This window comes from Methanoregula formicica SMSP (genome assembly GCF_000327485.1).
GTDB lineage: Archaea > Halobacteriota > Methanomicrobia > Methanomicrobiales > Methanospirillaceae > Methanoregula > Methanoregula formicica.
The window spans coordinates 1,760,127-1,778,131 of sequence record NC_019943.1 but is presented as its reverse complement, the minus strand read 5'-3'; the positions used below and the strand labels follow the sequence as shown (position 1 = coordinate 1,778,131).

Here is an 18,005-nt window from a genome sequence, read left to right as displayed (position 1 = left end):
TGTGCGGTGAGGGACAACGTCACTCTTTTCTTCGGTGTCTTCTCTGTCATGGCGTTATCCAACGCTATTGTCCCGGTCCTTCCCGCGTTTACCGGCAGCCCGTCCTGGACAGGGGCTGTCTATGCTGCATACTTCCTCGGGGCGTTCATCAGCACGCTGCCGGCCGGCATCCTCTCGGACCGGTTCGGCCCATCCGCCCTCATGCGCACCGGGCTTGCCCTGACCGTTGCCGGCGGGACCGTGCTCTTTCTTTCCGGTAGCGCTCCCGTGACCGTTGCCGGGCGTTTTGCAGAAGGCGTCGGCGCCGGACTTTTCATTGCCCCGGCTATGGCGGCGGTCAACCGGAGGGACGATCACGAGAAGATGAGCGGGTATTTCCTTGCCCTCCTCAACGCCGGCCTCGTCCTCGGGCTCATTGCGGCCGGCGTGCTCTCGACCCTGTCCGGCCTGCCGGCAACCGGCATCCTCCTCTTTTCTGCCCTCTCTGTCATTCCCCTGCTGGCCAGCCTCGCTTCCCGCGAGCGCCCCCTCTCCCCGGCCGGCCATGACCTTGTTCTCTCATGGGATATCTTCCTGAAATACCGGTGGGTGCTGTTTTCATCAGTTGTCCTTATCGGGGCAACCGGCGTTGCAACGGCACTCTTTCCCGATCACTCCTCCCTCACGGCCGATGCTGCAGGGTTCTGGATTGCCGGCATGAGCATCGCCACTATCGTCTCGGTGATGGTGGTATCCCGGTTCCCATTCAGGGAAACCAGGATGATCCGGATCTCGTCCCTGCTGATGGCCGGCGGGATGCTGCTCCTTGCATGGTCGCCGGCCGGTCTCCTGGTGCTCGGGGCGGTTGCCGGTCTCGTGATGATCGCCCAGATGGCACTCCTTGCCGGGGAACGGGAGCACCAGGGTATTGCCATGGGGCTCTTCTCCACGTCCAGTTATCTTGGCATGGCGCTGCTCCCGCTCCTTGCCGGTTTCGTCGCGGACCTGTCCGGGATTATTGCAGCGTTTGCGGTGACCGCAGTCTTGTCATGCACGGTTGCATTCGTGGTTGGCAGGAAATGATCACCGGCCAACCGTCCTCTGGAAAACAGCCCTCCACTCTCCTGAATCAATAGATTCATCAGCCTTCAGGGAAACATTCGTCATGAGAAAATGCGGTACACAATCCTGATCCTTTCACTCCTTGTTCTGCTCCTGTTCATGCCGGCAGTCCAGGCCGAGGACACGAACGAATGGACGGCCCTCGGGAACTCAGCGCTCGATGCCGGGAAATATTCCGATGCGCTTACGTACTTCAACAATGCCCTTGCCCAGGATGCGAAGCATGCCACCGCATTATCGGGGAAGGCCACCGCACTCAATGCGCTGGGAAATTTCACTGCAGCGCTCGAGGCAGCCGATGCAACGCTTGCCCTGCGTTCAAAAGACGAGCGTGCGATGACCGCACGGGCGCTTGCCCTCTACTGTCTCCAGCGGTGGAGCGAGGCTGTCACGGCCTATGACGCCATGTTCGCATTCCAGCCGAACCTCCCGGGGCCCTACTGCAACCAGGGATACGCGTACATGCAGCTGAACAACTCGGCCTCTGCCATCGTATCCTACAAGAAGTGCACCGCTCTTGACACCACCAACCTCATGGAATGGAACAACCTCGGGCTGGCATATATGGCAAACGGCGAGTACCAGAATGCTATATCCGCGTTCGACACGGCGACTGCCATCACCATTTCCAATGCCACGTCATGGAACAACAAGGGAAAAGCCTATGTTGTGCTGGGCATGTATAACGATGCCCTCACCTGTTTCAACAAGGCGCTCGGAATTGATCCGAATTTTGCCGAAGCCCGGGCAAACAAGGAAGAGATGACCGGTAAGATGCAGGCGTTCCACTACTCCGCGACAACGGTTGCAACGCCGCCAACCCTCAACCGGCTTGGGACAACCCCGGTAACGCCGGTCTCACAGGAGACAATTACGGAAGTGACCACTACGGTTCCGGTTGTTATGGACACTGCAACGGTCGCTACCACGGTCCCGGTTGCCAAGAAAACCACATTCTCCCCGCTCTCGCCAGCAATCGTTGTGTTCGCCCTTATCGGAGCAGCAGTTGCGGGAGCTTACCTGGTGGCACGGAAATAATCAGTGCCCTCCTTTTTTGTTGTAGTTCAACGGGAAAGACCAGAAAAAAGGCTATGCCTGCTCTCCGGCATACTGCTGCATCACGTCCCCGTAGATCTCCACGGCTTTCTCAAGTGATGTGATGGTTACGCGTTCGTTTACGGCATGCAGGCTCTCGATCTCGCCGGGCCCGTACTCGATAACCCGGAACCCGGCGCTCCTCAGGTGGCGGGCATCGCTTGCCGCCCACTGCACGAACGGGAACGAGGGCTTGTTCCAGGCGTGTTGTACCGCGTTGCAGGTGACCGTGACGATCCGCGATGACGGGTCGGTGATGGTGGGGACGAAGGCTTCCTGCGGGGTGACAACGGCATTGCCAGCATGCGCCCGGATCTCGGCAATGGTCTCCGGAATCGAGCAGCCCCACGGCACCCGTATCTCGAGTTCGAGAGTGCAGCGCTCAGCCACGACATTGGACTTTTCCCCTCCATGGATTGTCCCGGGGTTGAAGGTCAGCCGTTGCAAGACATCGCTCACGCCATCGATCCTGAACTCTTTTGCGACGACCCCGGCCGAGCGATTGATGATTTCCTGGAGGGAAGCGTCAACCGGGTAATCGCGGTTGTACAGGGTTTTTACCCATTCCAGAAAAGGCACCGCTTCCATGATGGCACTCCGGCCCACGGCAGGGTAGAGCGACCCGTGCGCCGGGATACCGGAGAAGGCTATCTCCATCCGGCAGAGCCCTTTCTGCCCGATGCTGGGATGCAGGGAGGGCGTGGGTTCGGCAATGATGCAGTCGCAGGGCGGCAGTGCTTTTTTTGCAAGAAGGAACCGTGTCCCATTCTCGCCCCCGGTCTCTTCATCACAGACAAAGGCAAGGGTTGCCGGCATGTCTTTCCCGGCGTCGGCAAGGGTCTCGCACGCAGAGAGGATGGCCGCACAGCCGCCTTTCATGTCCGTTGCGCCCCGCCCCCAGACACATCCCTCCGCTATGTCGCCGGAAAAGGGGGGGCGGCTCCAGTTGTCACCGGGTGCCGGGACAACATCAACATGGCCGCAGAGCATCAGCGTAGCGTCCTTTTGTATGGCAACAAGGTTGTCCATGCCCTGGCCGGCACAAAAGACCTCTGATCGGATGCCGATGCCATCCAGAAAACCGCGGATGTACTCAATCACTTCGGCGGTTGTCCCGGGCGGGTTCTCGCTCCGGATCTTCACGAGATCCGAACAGATGCGGCTGACATGCATGGCAGAAATCCTGTGATCTTATGGGTTCTGTGAACAGTACGTTGAGAAGAGCGTGCCAAGCGATGCGCCGGTATAGATGCTCTTTAAGAACTCCGTGTCAAAAAACTCGTCGATGACAGCGAAGAAAAAGTTCGCCGGGAGCGCGCTCTTGCTGTCCGGGTCGATCACGATCCGGAAGCTCCGGTAACTCGCTTCGTCTTCAGTATCATAGATCATTTGCCAGAGCGAGGGGAGATCGTTGAACTTTTCCGGGTACTTCTCCCGAAGCCAGTTCACAAAACCCGCAAACTTTGCCCGGTCGCCTTTCTTCTCTTCGTCAACACGCCAGCGCATGTACTCGGCGCCGATGATGTTCTTTGGCGATCCATAGTTGTAGGCATAGATCCCGGCTGTGTAATCGATGTGGGCGAGAGAGTCGATGAGGTAGAAATACAAGACCTTATTGAAGCCCGACGTGTCCTGCAGCATCAGCGACTTCCCGTACAGGTAATCGAGGACGGTCAGGTATTCGTTCTCTTCCGGCATATCGGTTACATTCGATCTTGGATTGTAAATACGTTCTCTTCGTGTTAAGGACGGAACAAAAAAGGAGGGACGATTAGAACAGGTGCCGGATCTGCTTCTTCCACTCATCCGTCATGAACCCGTAAATGGATCCTGCGGTTACCGGAAGCCAGGCCAGGATCTCCTCGCTGGTGAGTCCCGATGCGGCGCAGTATTTTTTCAGGTATGCCTCGGCAATCTCCCTGTTCCCCATGTAATAGTCCATGTAGGTCCTGCAGGCATCGCCGGCAGGAGCACCGCAGGCCACTTCTGCCCAGTCGATGATTATGTACTTCTCACCGTCAAAGAGGATATTTCCCCCGTGGAAGTCCCCGTGGCAGATTGCAAGCCCGTCCGGGAGTTTTGCGAGCATTGCATTCAGGCGGTCTTTCTCGTCCGGGGTCAGCCCCGGGCTTACGGCAATATTTGCACCAAGCACGTTTTTTAAGGAGCGGAAGACGCCTATCTGCACCTTGTGCATCCCGATCTGCATCTCCACGACCGTGTCAAGGGTCTCTTCAATCCGTGACGGGTCCTCGATCGCTATGTCATAGAGGCTCTTTCCCTTCACCTGGTCCATGACGATGGCCGTCTGGTTCAGGAACGATTCAACGGCATAGATCTTTGGGACGGGAATATTCATCTCACCGACCAGCGCAATGTAGAATGCTTCCATGAATGGCTGGTAGTGCGGCTGGTTCTCCCGGTACACTTTCGCGGCAATGCCATTCCGAGCATACACGGCTGCGGACTGGCCAAGCCCGATCAGGTCGCCATAACGCTTTTTGAATTCTTCGTTGTTCTTTGGTGGTGCATGGGTCGGTGTCTCTGTTTTTTCTTCTGCCATAGGGTCTCACCGTCAGCCCGCAGGTTTCAGGAACCCGGGCTTATCCGGAATGCAGAGATGTTGGCAGGCAATTTTCTAAAGGTTTTGCTAAGAAAGGACCTCTTTCTATCTTTTTCCCGGGCATTGAAACGGCTCAAATAGCGGGGATGCTCTTTATTGTACCGGAATAATTCACAAATACTAAAGGAAAAGAACCCCATAGTAAAGAAATCATGGTACAGGGGCCCGTTTGCCCGGTAATCTCCCGGGCGCCCCGCAATCGATCAAAACGATCCAGGAGCATTCCCTAAATGACTGGCAATATCCCGCAGAACCCGGCACCCGTCCCTTCCTCAAAAAAGGAGTTTGACTTCACGCTCGAAGCAGTCATCCTGCTCGTCCTTGGCATATTCATGTTCATCTTCGGCATACTCCTTCTTTTCATCCATACGGGAGCGCTGCCTTATTCCCCGGACAGCACGTACGGGCTCTTCCTTGTCCTTGTCGCGCTGCAGGTAATCACAATGGGCAAGACCCCGTTTGGAGAAGTCCGGCGCACGTGGCTTGTCATCGTCGTGGGGATCTGCGCCGGGATCTTCGGGATGACGGCCTGCTTTATTCCCGGTGCCCTTTCCGGTGTCATCCACGATCTCGTGGGAGTACTCCTCCTTGTCGGCGGTATCGCTCTCCTCCTCCAGCTGGTCTTAAACAAAGAGAAAGCCGCGCTATGGATCCGGATCCCTGGTATTCTGCGGCACCTCACAGTTGCCTGCGGCCTTGTCTATTTGCTCACGGTACTGTTGGGCCTTGTCACGCTCCTGCCCGGTCTTGTGCACGATTCCGTTACCTCGTTTTTCCTCATTCTGTCCGCCATCAGCCTGTTCTACCTTGCGTGGAGCATCCAGAAAGCATCCGCCCTCTACTCTCCGCAGGCGAAAACGCCTGCTGCGCCTCTTCCACAGGGCTCCGGGGACGTCCCGTTCTTTTTGCGCGATGCGCCCCTCTCGTTCACGATCGCGCTTCTCCTCTTCCTCGGTGTCCTCTTGTCCCTCCTTGCTGTGCTTCTTGTGCCGGTCAACCTCGGCATCATCCCGTTCTCGCCGGACGGCCAGCTCGGGCTCCTGATTGTCATCATGGCCATCCAGTTCCTTGCCATGGGCGAGACCCCGGTTGGCCAGTTCCGGCGCACGTGGCTGATCCTTCTTTCCGGCCTGCTCTTCGTGACGCTTGGTGCGATAGCGAGCATAGTGCCGGGAGTACTGACCCCCGTCCTCGTGGTCCTCCTTGCCGTACTCAACATCCTTGGTGGTATCGTCCCGCTCATGCTGCGGTTCCTTCCGATGCTGCAGGCTATGGGAAAACCCCCGGCCCGGCCGGCAGTGATCCCCCCGCAGCTCAAGAAACTGCTCATCACCCAGACCGTGCTTAACATCGTGGGGATCCTCTTTGGCCTCTCCATGCTCCTCCCCGGATTCATCCCGGGACTGGTCGTGGCCGTCATCCTCTTCGTGAACGGGCTTTTGCTGTTCCTGCTGGCAGGGATCCTCTCGGCTCTGCCGGCACCGGAGTGAATACCTTTTTTCAGGACAGTGGAGATTATTCCCCCTGGAGAAAGCCTTCCCTGCACGCGAAGCCCGCTGAGTAATCTTTACCCTGGTTGGCACGGTTCATGTGATACAATCCCGTACGGGCACCAGTCCCTCATTGTCCGTGCCGAGAAGCGGAACCCCACGTGGGGGGTCGGATGGTGTACTAAAAAACAGCATGATGGGAACGGGCGCTTCTGTTTTGAATCGAAAAATTACAGGTGTCGTCAGGGCACGGAACTGGCAGAAATGGCAGTACGGGGGCCGGTCACAGATTATTTGTAAAACGGCTCGCGGGTGGCCACAGCTTTCACAAAAAGATCTTCGAGTTCCTTTCTGCTCTTCCCGCGGATATCGATGTGGTTGTCGGTCCGGAGGAGGCAGGGCTTCAGTTTCCCATCCGAGGTGACGCGGAGCCGGTTGCAGAACTTACAGAACTCGGAGTTGTGGAGCGGGCGGACCACCTCGACTTCCGCACCGTCAAGGCAGTATTTCTTGCGGTGGTGCATCCGGCGTGTAATGATTGTCTTCGAGCGTGCGGCAAGGGAGTCCTCAAGGTCATTGAGTTTCGTATGGTGCTCGCAGTTGTTGAAATTCATCAGTTCGATCAACTGCAGGACGAGATTGCGGTTGCCCCGGATGTAGGCAAGGAAGTCATCGATCTCGTGGTCGTTGATTCCCTCAAGAACCACCATGTTTATCTTGATTGGTGTAAGGCCTGCATCGAGAGCAGCCTGCACCCCTTCAAGGACTTTTTTGAGTGAATCGTGCCCGGTGATTTTCTTATAGGTTTCAGGAATGATGCTGTCGATACTCACGTTCACCCGCTTCATGCCGGCAGCCTTGAGATCCGTTGCGTACTGCGCAAGCAGGATCCCGTTCGTGGTCATCGAAGACTCCATGCCTTCCGGAACAGACCGGACGATTTCGACAATGTCCTTCCTGAGGAGCGGCTCGCCGCCCGTGAACTTTACACTCCGGATCCCAAACTTTGCCGCAACCCGGAGGATCTCGGCAATCTCCTCTTGTGAGAGCTCCTTCTCCGGCTTCACCTCGCCTTCGCGGTGGCAGTAGATGCACTGTAAGTTGCACCGGGGTGTGAGGCTGATCCGGATGTTGCTGACGGGGCGGTCGTAGGAGTCTTTAAGGAGCATGGCTGGTTGTTTACCCGTAAAAGTTCTTGGCGATAACATATAGTTCTGTGCTTCCTTTCCGGCTCGATTTGGTATTCATGGTCCGGACCGAATGGAAGTGCTGTTTTACATCCTGGTAGAAATCCGGGAAGTCTGTCCCCTGGAACGACTTGACGGCAAAATTCCCGCCCTGCTTGAGGATCCGGCAAGAAAAGAGCAGCGCCTGCTCGTTCAGCTCGATGATCCGGGCCTGGTCATAGCTCTTGTGCCCCGAGAGCTTGGGTGAGGCATCGCAGACAACGACATTGACCACATCCACCATGGACTGCAGTTCGGCGAGGACTTCGGGGTCGTTAATGTCCCCGACAATGGTCTCTACCCCGTCAAGGGTCGCGATCGGGTTGAGGTCGATGCCGATGACTCTCCCCCGGGTCAGGGTCCTCTCCACCTGGAGCCAGCTTCCCGGTGCTGCGCCGAGATCAACGATGTTGTCATCGTCGCGGATGATCCCGGATTTCTTCTGGATCTCCATGAGCTTGTAGGCTGCACGGGAGCGGTATCCCTCCAGTTTTGCCCTCATGTATGCCTTGTCATATCCCCATTGTGAGCCCATGGCGTTGATCGTTCCCCGCAATACGCGAAATTGTGGGTTTAAACCCAAAACACTATAATTATCATATGCCGATATACTGTATTAGAGTTTGTTAAGGGGTAACCGATGTTAAAAGCAACCATTGATGCAGACATGTTCAGGGAAGCTATAGAAGCAATCTCGGCCCTCATCCCTGAGTGCCGGCTGCACACGGACGAGAGCGGTTTCTCCACGCGGGCCGTTGATACGGCGAACGTGGCGATGATCTCCCTCACGCTCAGGAAGGAAGCGTTCGACACCTACAAGGCGACAAAAAGCCAGCTCGGCATCGACTTAATGAAGATGAAGAACATCTTCGGCATGGCCGACAAGGGCGACCTGATCAGCATCGAGATGGCGGACAACGCCCAGAAGATGTCGGTCTCTGTCCATGGCTACCACTACTCGATCACGCTCCTTGACACGAACACGATCCGGAAGGACCCGAACCCGCCGACCATCAACCTGCCCGGCAAGATCGTCATCAAGGGCGAGGATCTCAACAATGCGATGAAGGCTGCGGCCGTGATCTCGGACAAGATCGCACTCGGGATCAATCCCAAGGACCAGACGTTCTACCTTGTTGCGGAAGGCGACACCGATCACATCCGGCGCGAGTTCACCAAGGACGAGCTCGTCTCGCTTACCCCGGCAGAGGCCCGCTCGCTCTTCTCCCTCGATTATTTAAAGGACATGGGCAAGGTCATGAGCAAGGCCGAACAGGTCGAGATCTTCCTTGGCATCGACCACCCGGTCCGGTTCTCCTTCGATATTGCGGGCGGCAACGGCCATGTCGAGTACCTCCTCGCGCCCCGTATCGAGGCTGACTAGATGGAGTATTCCCCATCGGCAAAGGAACTCTCCCATTTCCCTTTTTTAAAAAAAGCCCAGGATCATGTCAAGGGACGCTTTGCCTCGCTTGACGCTGTACTGAAAGACAAGCGCGGTGAAGCCCTGGTTGACCGTGCCCTTGCCCGGGTAAAGGACGCGATCACTCCTAAAAAGACATTCACTCCCAACGTATCCGGGACGCCGGAGGAGGAGATCGCGGCATACGCCCTTGCCCGGATCATCGTTTCCTGCGTCAATGACCGGCAGATGATCGACCGGTTGACCCGGTATGAGGCTGAGCGGGCATATTATTTCCTTGTCCACGAAGAGGACTGGAACCAGAGCTACAGGCAGGAAGACGGCGAATACTCGCGGCTCTGTATCGTGCTTGCAGAAGAACTGGGGATCCGGATCACGCAGGACAAGATGCCTTTTCTCGATTATGTGGAGATGGTGGCACCGCTCCACGAGGACCGGTTCCACCTCGTCAACCGGCGGGTTGAACACGGCTTTGTCACGATCAGGGAAGAGGAGCGGTACGAGCTGGTGCGGGAACGTGTCCGCAGTCTCCTGCGGCGGGATCTTCCCCACAAGGTGCCGGCATCGCTCTGCGAACAGATCTCCCCGAAGGTTGCCCAGATCAAGAAAGCCTACCAGGAGCAGATGCTCGAACAGTTCGGCGCCGTGGAAGAGAGTGCCTTCCCGCCGTGCATGCAGGCGCTCATCAAGGCCCTGACCGGGGGCGTCAACCTGACACATGCGGGCCGGTTCTCGCTCACCTCGTTCCTCCACACCATCGGCTTGGACGTGAACGGGATCGCCGCGATGTATGCCCGCTCGCCGGACTTCGACCCGGAAAAGACGATGTACCAGGTGGAGCACATCACTGGCCGGGGGGGTTCCGGGACAGAATATACCGCACCGGCCTGTGCAGCTATGCGGACGACCGGCCTCTGCGTGCATCAGGATCATCTTTGCGAGAAAGTGAATCACCCGCTCAGTTATTACCGGTCAAAGAAGCGGGATCTCGCAAAGAGCAGACCGAAAAAAGCGGAAGGAAAGACAGCGGACAAACCGCCGCCGCCATCTACGTGATCTTGTCGTTCACCAGGTACCCGGCACCGGACAGGAATACGATGAACCCCACGATTGCTGCAAGGTAGGCGATCGCGGCCGGCAATGCTGTGGGCAGGACAGCCAGCAGGATTACGAGGACAATAAAGGCGGCAAGGCCGATGATCACGTCAAGGAGTCGCGCGTCCATTCATACTCTTTTCGATCCGGGAGGATATAGGCTTATCCACTTTTTCCCGCACGGATGACAATGCGTATATCCTGCGTGCGCCCCATCCCATGCATGGACCGACAGGCTTGTATCGCCCTTATCAGGGGCCATATCAAAGACGAACACCTCGTACGGCACTGTCTTGCAACCGGTGCTGTCATGAAACACGCAGCCCGGCATCTCAGGGAAGACGAAGCCCGATGGGAGCGGATCGGTATCCTGCACGATATCGATTTTGAAGAAATCAGCGGCGACATGCAAAGGCATGGTGCAGCTGGTGCAGAAATCCTTGTGAAAGAAGGAATCAACCCGACAGAAACGGAGATCATCCGCAGGCACAACCACCTGCTGCACCAGGGGTCTTACACCCAGCCGGTGGAGATCGTGCTGCAGGCAGCCGACAGCGTTTCGGGGCTCGTGATTGCGTGCGGGCTTGTCAAGGGTGGCAATCTCTCGGATGTCTCTGCCAAGACCATAACCAAAAAATCAAAAGAGAAGTCGTTTGCAGCCGGGTGCGACCGTGACCGGATCGCGCTTGTTGCACCGGAGATTCCGTTGCCGGAGTTCTACGCGATTGCTCTGGCAGGGCTGATGGAGATCCGGGAAGAACTGGGATTGAGGTGAACGAACGATCCGCCGTGAGTTTTATAGGCCCCGTACCGATATAAGTACCTGATATATGGCCACGGAAGCCGATCTTTTGGCACTCCTTATCCGGGACCGGCAGGAGATCCCCGCTCTTGCAGACCGGAGGGGTGCGAGGAATATCCGGTTATTCGGTTCTGTTGCCCGGAACGAAGCACGGGCTGACCGTGACATCGATCTCCTGATCGATCCGGACCCTGGCAGGAGTCTTCTCGATGCCGGGGGCCTGGCCATGGATCTCTCTGCACTGCTTGGCCACCCGGTGGATGTTGTTACAGAAGCCGGGCTTCGGGATCGGATCCGTCCGCAGGTTTTACAGGAAGCGCGGGCATTATGAGAGACGACATGGGAAGATTGCCGGACATTATCGAGGCAATCGGCCGGATTTTCCGGGTCTCTTGTAAGGGCAGGGATTATTTCTACGATGATGAAATGGCTCAGGTCTGGGTGGTCCATCATCTCCGGATCCTTGGGGAAGCGGTGAGGGGGCTTTCACCGGAATTCAGGAATGCGAACCCGGGTATTCCCTGGTCCGACATCATCGGCATGAGAAACATTCCCGTGCATCACTATTTCGGCATCGACCGGGGGATGCTGTCGGGAAAGTTGTTGAACATGACCTGCCGGTATTAAAAACACCGGTAGGGAATATCCAATCCGGAGATAGGTGAATAAGTTCCTGTCCCGGCTCCGGATCAGGTGCGCCTTCATTCATAAAAACATTCGAAGTAAACCTGCCCGTTGTCCCGGATAAACACTTTGATGTATCCCCTGACGGCCTGGTCATTTATGCATTCCGGGTTCTCCGTACGCAGCTGCCGGACAAGTTCAACCGGATCGGCGGTTATCGTAAAGCCGGCCTTATTAGCTTCATCTGCAATCATGACGATCGCTTCGAAGAGGTTTGCACCCTCTTTTATCGTGCAGAAAAAGCGGGCATCCATGGTATAGAAAGCATCCAGGGTCTTTTTGGCAAGCCGGATATTTTTCTTCGCAGCTCTTTCAACTACGGAGATGGCCGATTCCGAAACATTGAGGATCTGTGCAACCTGCCACTGCGCCAGCCCGTCTCTCCGGTATCGCAATACCTCTTTTTGCCGGTTTGTGAGAATGGAATTTTTCTTCAACATTTTCCTTCCGGATATCCGGGCCGCGGGTCCCTTTGCTGGATATCAATGTATCCGATTGGTTTGTATATATAATAAAAAATAGGGCTTTCGCCCCGCTCTGGTCTTTCCTGTCCCGGCCAATTCTTCCGCCATCCCTCTCCTGCTCCCGGTCAGGCACGGCCCGCGTTCCCGGTTCGCCTGTGTCCCCTCTCCCGCTCCCGTGCGGCTGGCCTGCGTCGGGATTGGTGCTGCCGCCCGGCCGGATCTATGGAAAGGCGGGGCCCGGACCGGGCCGGTCCCGGCCAAACGACGGGATGGCATTGTCGTACTACCTCTTCTTCATCAGGCAGCAGCCGAGGTCGTTCAAGAGAATCTACGAGTCCGGGTTCTCTTTGATGTACCGGATATTGTCCAGCCGACTCATCGAGACCGAACGCGAGCGTATCGCAGAACGGGCACGCGATGCGGAGAAGAATTATTCTCTTGGCCAGGTACGATCCGGTTCCGTACACGATCTCATGAGCGAGCTGAATGATTGACCTCGTTTGGGACGATAAATTCAGGAAAATCTGTCAAAAAAGTTTACTTTTACTCTCATCTTTCAGAAAGCCTGGAGATCTCCCCCGTCGTGTAACAAGGGACAAGTGTCTGCCGCTTCAGGTGGGTATCGTCCGACCAGATCGGGCTTTCAAGGTGGAGGGCCAGTGCCAGAAACGGCGTGTCCTTGGGATCGATTGCAGCCATCTCTTTGTATGCCCGCTGGACCTGATCCTTGTATAACTGCCGGGGAACCGTAGTAACCGAGTCGAGCAGGAACGTTATGGCATAATCGAAGGAAGGAGCAGCAGGGACTTTCCCGCGTTTCGTACTGATATAATCCCGGAATTTTTCGATCTCAATGTGTCCGTAATCAGGGAAGAAAAAATCAAAATGCCGGTCTTTTACTATCCTGGCTTTGAATGAATTGTCCTTAATGAGAGCCCCTATCAGGACGTTGGTATCGATTACAATCCGAATTCTTTCTTTGTCCCGTTCCATGCCTGCTCCCGCACCTTTTCAAACGCGGCCTGGTCCTTGTCGTCAAGTGCAATGGCATCTACGCTCTTTGAGAACAACATCCATTTTAAGTGTTCTTCCTCAATGAGACGCTCCAGTCGTGCAACAAGCCCGGGAAGTGGCAGGTCGTCAGGGACGTTCAGGACAATCTCGGTCATTGATATATCATTCCTCTGTGTGAGGTTATGAATGTTGCCCGGCCCGCGTTCCCGGTTCGCCTGTGTCCCCTCTCCTGCTCCCGTGCGGCTGGCCTGCGTCGGGATTGGTGCTGCCGCCCGACCGGATCTGCGGGAAAGGTGGGGCCCGGACCGGGCTGATCCCCATCCAGAGAAAAGCAATTCCCAGCCGGGCATTCCTGATGCAGTGTGGTGCACCACTCAGTCCGGCAGGTAATCCGGGCCGCTGGCGTGCATGAGTTCCTGGCGCAGCGGGCTTCCCGGCAGACCCCCTCACGTTGGAACACCCCCTCCCAGGAAGGAGACACAATCCCAAAAACCAATCTCCCGTCCAAGAAGGCCCTGTCTGGGCATTCTTCTCCAGAGGTTATTCCCTGCGGGAATAATCTCTACGTAAATCGCTTCGTTTTCGGTTCCGAGCTCATTTTGAAAAACTGACTGGTCGTCAGACCAAGAGGATGAGAAGAATCCGTCAGTATTCTTCGAACACCTCTTTCCGACACTCACATTTTTTCACGAATTACAGCACATCGTTTGGAAATACGCCCATGGCGTTGACATCATCCCTATCCGGGCCCAATATTGCCCCAAAAAACCGTTTAATTGGTGCCTTTTGGATCAACAACCGCCATTTTTTCCGGACATGAGCACGTGAAATAAACCGGGAGGGGGTTTCCGGATATAGCTGACATTGTTCAAACGGGCCGGGATAGCTTGCGTTTATTATCTCATTCACCTATCTTTAATAGAACAGAACTGTACGAAAAGAATCTGCCAGTACAGGAACCCGGTTGCTGAACAACACCCAAAACCAGATCCAGCGTTTGTATCATGAAAAAGACGGTACCGAACTCCCTGACAAAGAGATCCCTGGAAGAGATGAAGGCCCTTCTCCGCCAGAGGTTGCCGGAACTCCGGCAAATGTACGGGATCACCTCCCTTGAGATTTTTGGTTCCTGGGTACGGGGCGAGCAGACCAAAAGAAGCGATCTGGATATTCTTGTGGAGTTCGATCCTGCGCGGAAGATCTCGCTCTTCGATCTTGTTTCCCTTGAGCAGGATTTGTCATCCTATCTTGCTATCCCGATCGATCTGGTTGAAAAAAGTGCTGTCAAGCCGGCCCTCCGCAATCGTATCATCAGTGAGGCAGTCTCTCTATGAAGTCCGCCCGGGATTTTGATGTCTACTGAGAGGATATGCTGCATGCTGCAGAGAAAGCCTGCGAGTTTACCCGGGGGATGGAGCTCTTCCGCATTCCTCAGCAATGATGAGAAGATATTTGCAGTCACCCGGGCACTTGAGATCATCGGCGAGGCGGCAAAACATGTCCCGGAATCTGTCCAGAAAGAATACCCGGAAATACCCTGGCGGGCTATTGCCGGGACCAGGGACAAGCTGATCCATGCCTATTTTGATGTCCATGTCCGGCACTTATGGACTACTGTCGAACAGGATCTTCCTGCCCTGAAGACCGGACTCAAACGGATACTCCGGGACCTTCGGAACAAGGGCTCGCGGGAATAAGTGCCTGTCTGATAACTCCCTCCCGCAGTTCCTCTTCTGTAACTACCCGTCCCCCCTCCTCCATAATGCTCTCCCGGCCCGGGTTCCCGGCTCGCCTGTGTCCCCGGCTCCCGTGCGGCTGGCCTGAACCGGGATCTGTGCCACCGCCCGGGTGGCCGGATCTATGGACAGGCGGGGGCCCGGCCTCCAGCCTGCCTTCCCGTCATCGAAGTCTCCCCGGACCCACTCCGGTTTACCCGCCTCCCTCATGAGTTTAGCCATGCCCCCCTCATGAGTTTAGCCATGCCCCCCTCATCCTGGAAATTCAGGAATTCCCGGATTCATTCCCGTGAATAGAGCCGGTGAACCTGCCTGTTGTATTGTCAGGGAACATCTTTCAGGATCCGATGAAGACCTTCGATTACAACCGGGATTTTCTTGTCAATTGTCTCCCAAAGAAGCTCGTAATCCACACCGATATATCCGTGAATTACTTTATCCCGCAGTCCTGCAATGCTGCGCCACGGGATATCGGGATATTGTGCCCGGACCTGATCCGGTAACAGTTTAGTCGCTTCACCCATGACGGCGAATTTGTACAGAACCGCAGACCGGGTCTTCTCATCTGCGACAAAATGTTCCATGGATATGCCCTGAGTAAAATTTCGGATATCTTCAGCGGCTTTGAGGATATCCTCCAGAAGGAGCCGGTATTCCCTCATGCGTACACGACATCCCGGTAAATTCCGTCACGAATCTCCGGCCGGAGTGCCCGGGGGGTAGCAAGATCCACGTGCCTCCCGATCTTTTCTTCAAGATAATCTGAAAGTCCGATGAGATCGAAGAGATCTGCACCCTCATTAAAATCGACAAGGATGTCCACATCGCTGTCAGAGCGTGCCTCTTTCCGGGCAAATGAGCCGAATACACCGATGCTGCGGACTTTATACCGTACGGTAAGATCGCTTTTTAAGGATTTGAGCAGATCGAGAATTTCGTCCCGGCTTGTCATGCTATTCCTGTCATCCTATCTGCTGTGTCCCACAATAATTATTTCCTTTGTCATATCCACGGCAGGTTCCCCCTTTCTCCTGCATCGTTCTCCCCCGCTCCCGGCCCGCGTTCCCGGTTCGCCTGTGTCCCCTCTCCTGCTCCCGTGCGGCTGGCTTGCGCCGGGACCTGTGCTGCCCGGCATATGATATTTTCTGTGCACCATAATTGTCCGGCATCCGTTTGCTGGTGTTTTATTATTCCGTACTGATCATCTCATACACCGTTCGTGCCGACGCGACGACAATTCCGGCGGACTCGGCATTATAGATGCAACCATAATCGGCCCCCTCACGGAGATCCATGGCAAAGGAAAAATGGTCCAGTACCTCCGGCCCGAGTTCACCCTCATCGACCAGCAGTGCCTCGACCGCGAACCTGAGGCACCGGTGGCTCTTTTCCCGGTAACCTTTGGCAAATACCCGGGATCTCAGCGCGTGGAAGAGTGAATAATATCCCTGGATGATCGCCCACTTCACCTGGTTCTGGCTGAGTGAATGTTCAGCCGCCATAAGATCCGCCGCTGCTTCCTGGCGTTCTTTTTCGACCAGCGCGGGATCGACCGGGATTTTTACGATCTTTCCCCGTTCGAGACATTCCTCAAACCGGTACTTCACGGCATCTCACCTGCAAGAAGTTTTCCTGTACGTATCCTTTCGAAGAACGGGCGGTCGCGGGTGCGGAGCTGCTGCGCCTCTTCCGGCGATACGAGAACCGGAGAGATTTTCCGGGAAATGGTGTCGCCGTACCGGGAGATGAGGTCGGATACTTCCGGGCGGTTGGCAGTTTCGATATAGAGATCGATATCGCTGTCTGCGGTATCTTCCCCGGTAGCGCAACTCCCGAACAGGATCATCCGTGTCACGAGTCCCTCTCCGGCAGCGATGAGAGGTGACAGTTCTATCAGGGTTGCAAGGATCTTTGATTCCCGTACGAGCGGATGGGCGATATCTGCCCGGAACAGGAGCGTTCTTCCTTTCCGTTCGCTTGTCACGAGACCGTGTTCTTCCAGTATCCGGAGATACCCGCTTGCAGCACCAATGCTCAGCGGGAGGATCCTGGCGAGCTCGCGGACATAGTATGCGTTGCGATAATTCCGGCCAAGAAACGTGAGTATTTCAAAAGAGGGAGTTTCCAACATGTTCATTTTTTTGAACATATGTTCATTATTATGAACGATACTATTTAGCAATTGTGCACCTTCTCCGGTGGGAAAGCACCCCTCCTGCTTCCTGTGGTATGGTGCTAATTGATAAATCCCCGGCCCGCTTTCCCGGTTCGCCTGTGTCCCCTCTCCCGCTCCTGTGCGGCTGGCCTGCGCCAGGACCGGTGCTGCCGCCCGGCCGGATCTATGGAAAGGCGGTGCCCGGACCGGGCCGGTCCCGGCCGGGGGTCTGGTATCTGGAGCGGTCCCAATCCGGAGAAAAGCATTTCGCTGCCGGGTATTCGTTCTTCGACTGGCATTTTCCAGGAAGTTATGATAAAAAAGAGACTGGCTGAAATATTCAGAGAGATTTCTGCAATTCGAGAATCTCTTTTCCAATCTGTTTTACTGTCATTTTCTTAAGATATTTTTTCCGGTCCTTGGTGTAATCGCCACTGCCGGGATCAAAACTCCTGATGAACCGAATCGCATCCTCCGGCCCAAGTGCATTAACAAGGGCATCGTATCCTTCACTCTGGATCTTTGCGATCGTTTTACTCCCCATGATGATTCACCTCCATCAACCAGTGCAGCGGATTATCTGCACATACAGATGTACGTGGTGCATTCTTCTTCATAATCTTTAGCAGATCATCACCGGTCCCCCAGCAAGATCGCGAACTCACAGCAGCAGGACGTTCGTGGATGTCCCATATGCCCGGGATCCTGTGGTCTCTTTCCCTCTCTTTTCGTTTTCTTGCAGACAACCGCGACAACAAAGTTCATTGCCCGTGATCGATAATCTATCCGGTTGAGAAAAGATGGCAAATTATCATTTTACGGTCACCATCTGGGAAGAAGATGGTGTGTATGTATCAAAGTGCGTTGAACTGGAAGTGGCGAGCTGTGGCGATACCCCCAAAGAAGCACTCGAAAATATCCGGGAGGCGATCGATCTCTACCTGAAAAATGCACGCGAATACGATATGATCGGGGATATCGAACCTTCCATCTCGTCCCCGGAAAAATTTACCTCCGTTATTGAGGTCGAGGCGTGAAACTCCCCCGGGTCTCCTCGGCTTTCCTGATTAAAAGACTGATGAAGAGAGGATTTTTAG

The 18,005-nt window shown here is 55.5% G+C and carries 28 protein-coding genes; 12 read left to right on the top strand and 16 right to left on the bottom strand.

Annotated elements, in window-relative coordinates; genetic code table 11:
- Positions 1-6: 6 nt before the first annotated feature.
- Both METFOR_RS08950 and METFOR_RS08945 read left to right on the top strand, forming a co-directional pair.
- Positions 7-1,062, top strand: a complete 1,056-nt coding sequence (locus METFOR_RS08950; protein WP_015285809.1) for an MFS transporter — start codon at positions 7-9, stop codon at positions 1,060-1,062.
- A gap of 90 nt (positions 1,063-1,152) precedes the next feature.
- Complete coding sequence (locus tag METFOR_RS08945) at positions 1,153-2,139, top strand: tetratricopeptide repeat protein (protein ID WP_015285808.1); 987 nt, start codon at positions 1,153-1,155, stop codon at positions 2,137-2,139.
- Positions 2,140-2,190: 51 nt separating this feature from the next.
- On the opposite strand, the gene METFOR_RS08940 is transcribed toward METFOR_RS08945, so the two are convergent.
- The 3 genes from METFOR_RS08940 to METFOR_RS08930 form a co-directional block, all read right to left on the bottom strand.
- On the bottom strand, positions 2,191-3,369 hold the full coding sequence (locus tag METFOR_RS08940) for a M20/M25/M40 family metallo-hydrolase (RefSeq protein ID WP_015285807.1): 1,179 nt from the start codon (positions 3,367-3,369) through the stop codon (positions 2,191-2,193).
- Between the two features lie 18 nt (positions 3,370-3,387).
- Positions 3,388-3,894, bottom strand: coding sequence for a hypothetical protein (locus METFOR_RS08935; protein ID WP_015285806.1), 507 nt, complete (start codon positions 3,892-3,894; stop codon positions 3,388-3,390).
- A gap of 73 nt (positions 3,895-3,967) precedes the next feature.
- On the bottom strand, positions 3,968-4,759 hold the full coding sequence (locus tag METFOR_RS08930) for an aminoglycoside phosphotransferase family protein (RefSeq protein ID WP_015285805.1): 792 nt from the start codon (positions 4,757-4,759) through the stop codon (positions 3,968-3,970).
- A gap of 290 nt (positions 4,760-5,049) precedes the next feature.
- On the opposite strand from METFOR_RS08930, the gene METFOR_RS08925 reads away from it, so the two are divergent.
- Complete coding sequence (locus METFOR_RS08925) at positions 5,050-6,309, top strand: hypothetical protein (RefSeq protein WP_015285804.1); 1,260 nt, start codon at positions 5,050-5,052, stop codon at positions 6,307-6,309.
- Between the two features lie 290 nt (positions 6,310-6,599).
- On the opposite strand, the gene moaA is transcribed toward METFOR_RS08925, so the two are convergent.
- Entirely contained in the window at positions 6,600-7,478 is an 879-nt protein-coding gene (gene moaA, locus METFOR_RS08920; RefSeq protein WP_015285803.1) for a GTP 3',8-cyclase MoaA, read from the bottom strand.
- A gap of 10 nt (positions 7,479-7,488) precedes the next feature.
- Positions 7,489-8,070, bottom strand: coding sequence for an RlmE family RNA methyltransferase (locus METFOR_RS08915; protein WP_015285802.1), 582 nt, complete (start codon positions 8,068-8,070; stop codon positions 7,489-7,491).
- Positions 8,071-8,175: 105 nt separating this feature from the next.
- Here METFOR_RS08915 and METFOR_RS08910 point away from each other — a divergent pair, with 105 nt between their 5' ends.
- Complete coding sequence (locus METFOR_RS08910; RefSeq protein WP_015285801.1) at positions 8,176-8,919, top strand: DNA polymerase sliding clamp; 744 nt, start codon at positions 8,176-8,178, stop codon at positions 8,917-8,919.
- On the top strand, positions 8,920-10,014 hold the full coding sequence (priL, locus tag METFOR_RS08905) for a DNA primase regulatory subunit PriL (protein ID WP_015285800.1): 1,095 nt from the start codon (positions 8,920-8,922) through the stop codon (positions 10,012-10,014). It begins immediately after the preceding gene.
- Here the strand turns inward: priL and METFOR_RS15820 are convergent.
- A complete protein-coding gene (locus METFOR_RS15820; protein ID WP_015285799.1) occupies positions 10,007-10,183 on the bottom strand; it encodes a hypothetical protein in 177 nt (58 codons plus the stop codon). The genes priL and METFOR_RS15820 overlap by 8 nt on opposite strands.
- Before the next feature lie 93 nt (positions 10,184-10,276).
- Here METFOR_RS15820 and METFOR_RS08900 point away from each other — a divergent pair, with 93 nt between their 5' ends.
- From METFOR_RS08900 to METFOR_RS08890, 3 genes are read left to right on the top strand one after another with little or no spacing between them, the layout of a single operon-like run.
- Complete coding sequence (locus METFOR_RS08900; RefSeq protein ID WP_048110903.1) at positions 10,277-10,828, top strand: HDIG domain-containing metalloprotein; 552 nt, start codon at positions 10,277-10,279, stop codon at positions 10,826-10,828.
- A gap of 55 nt (positions 10,829-10,883) precedes the next feature.
- A complete protein-coding gene (locus METFOR_RS08895; RefSeq protein WP_015285797.1) occupies positions 10,884-11,186 on the top strand; it encodes a nucleotidyltransferase family protein in 303 nt (100 codons plus the stop codon).
- Positions 11,183-11,482 (top strand): HepT-like ribonuclease domain-containing protein, encoded by a 300-nt coding sequence (locus METFOR_RS08890; protein ID WP_015285796.1) that lies wholly within the window; start codon positions 11,183-11,185, stop codon positions 11,480-11,482. Before METFOR_RS08895 ends, METFOR_RS08890 begins: the two co-directional genes overlap by 4 nt.
- Positions 11,483-11,556: 74 nt before the next feature.
- Here the strand turns inward: METFOR_RS08890 and METFOR_RS08885 are convergent, their stop codons facing one another.
- The gene (locus METFOR_RS08885; protein ID WP_015285795.1) at positions 11,557-11,979 is read right to left on the bottom strand and encodes a Tfx family DNA-binding protein; all 423 of its coding nucleotides are present in this window, start codon (positions 11,977-11,979) and stop codon (positions 11,557-11,559) included.
- A gap of 224 nt (positions 11,980-12,203) precedes the next feature.
- Between METFOR_RS08885 and METFOR_RS08880 the strand changes: the two genes are divergently transcribed.
- Positions 12,204-12,497, top strand: coding sequence for a hypothetical protein (locus METFOR_RS08880; RefSeq protein WP_048110902.1), 294 nt, complete (start codon positions 12,204-12,206; stop codon positions 12,495-12,497).
- Between the two features lie 55 nt (positions 12,498-12,552).
- Here the strand turns inward: METFOR_RS08880 and METFOR_RS08875 are convergent, their stop codons facing one another.
- The 3 genes from METFOR_RS08875 to METFOR_RS15360 are packed head-to-tail and all read right to left on the bottom strand — an operon-like array spanning position 12,553 to position 13,467.
- Complete coding sequence (locus tag METFOR_RS08875) at positions 12,553-12,996, bottom strand: PIN domain-containing protein (RefSeq protein ID WP_015285794.1); 444 nt, start codon at positions 12,994-12,996, stop codon at positions 12,553-12,555.
- On the bottom strand, positions 12,963-13,172 hold the full coding sequence (locus tag METFOR_RS08870) for a hypothetical protein (protein WP_015285793.1): 210 nt from the start codon (positions 13,170-13,172) through the stop codon (positions 12,963-12,965). The genes METFOR_RS08875 and METFOR_RS08870 overlap by 34 nt, the downstream gene beginning before the upstream one ends.
- 25 nt (positions 13,173-13,197) lie before the next feature.
- A complete protein-coding gene (locus METFOR_RS15360) occupies positions 13,198-13,467 on the bottom strand; it encodes a hypothetical protein (protein WP_148277647.1) in 270 nt (89 codons plus the stop codon).
- Between the two features lie 554 nt (positions 13,468-14,021).
- Between METFOR_RS15360 and METFOR_RS08860 the strand changes: the two genes are divergently transcribed.
- Both METFOR_RS08860 and METFOR_RS08855 read left to right on the top strand, forming a co-directional pair.
- Positions 14,022-14,351: a nucleotidyltransferase family protein gene (locus tag METFOR_RS08860; RefSeq protein ID WP_015285792.1), complete on the top strand. Its 330-nt coding sequence runs from the start codon at positions 14,022-14,024 to the stop codon at positions 14,349-14,351.
- A gap of 42 nt (positions 14,352-14,393) precedes the next feature.
- Positions 14,394-14,714, top strand: coding sequence for a HepT-like ribonuclease domain-containing protein (locus tag METFOR_RS08855; protein WP_015285791.1), 321 nt, complete (start codon positions 14,394-14,396; stop codon positions 14,712-14,714).
- A 42-nt stretch (positions 14,715-14,756) separates the two neighbouring features.
- Here the strand turns inward: METFOR_RS08855 and METFOR_RS08850 are convergent, their stop codons facing one another.
- The 6 genes from METFOR_RS08850 to METFOR_RS08825 form a co-directional block, all read right to left on the bottom strand.
- The gene (locus METFOR_RS08850) at positions 14,757-14,975 is read right to left on the bottom strand and encodes a hypothetical protein (RefSeq protein ID WP_015285790.1); all 219 of its coding nucleotides are present in this window, start codon (positions 14,973-14,975) and stop codon (positions 14,757-14,759) included.
- Positions 14,976-15,076: 101 nt separating this feature from the next.
- The gene (locus METFOR_RS08845; protein WP_015285789.1) at positions 15,077-15,415 is read right to left on the bottom strand and encodes a HepT-like ribonuclease domain-containing protein; all 339 of its coding nucleotides are present in this window, start codon (positions 15,413-15,415) and stop codon (positions 15,077-15,079) included.
- Positions 15,412-15,705, bottom strand: a complete 294-nt coding sequence (locus METFOR_RS08840; RefSeq protein ID WP_015285788.1) for a nucleotidyltransferase family protein — start codon at positions 15,703-15,705, stop codon at positions 15,412-15,414. Before METFOR_RS08840 ends, METFOR_RS08845 begins: the two co-directional genes overlap by 4 nt.
- Before the next feature lie 235 nt (positions 15,706-15,940).
- Positions 15,941-16,360, bottom strand: coding sequence for a HEPN domain-containing protein (locus tag METFOR_RS08835; RefSeq protein WP_015285787.1), 420 nt, complete (start codon positions 16,358-16,360; stop codon positions 15,941-15,943).
- Positions 16,357-16,890 carry a nucleotidyltransferase domain-containing protein gene (locus METFOR_RS08830; protein WP_158491369.1) on the bottom strand — a complete coding sequence of 178 codons (534 nt, stop codon included), beginning with the start codon at positions 16,888-16,890 and terminating at the stop codon, positions 16,357-16,359. The genes METFOR_RS08835 and METFOR_RS08830 overlap by 4 nt, the downstream gene beginning before the upstream one ends.
- Positions 16,891-17,248: 358 nt before the next feature.
- Complete coding sequence (locus tag METFOR_RS08825) at positions 17,249-17,452, bottom strand: hypothetical protein (RefSeq protein WP_015285785.1); 204 nt, start codon at positions 17,450-17,452, stop codon at positions 17,249-17,251.
- 256 nt (positions 17,453-17,708) lie between these two features.
- Between METFOR_RS08825 and METFOR_RS08820 the strand changes: the two genes are divergently transcribed.
- Positions 17,709-17,945 (top strand): type II toxin-antitoxin system HicB family antitoxin, encoded by a 237-nt coding sequence (locus METFOR_RS08820; protein WP_015285784.1) that lies wholly within the window; start codon positions 17,709-17,711, stop codon positions 17,943-17,945.
- Positions 17,946-18,005: the final 60 nt, after the last annotated feature.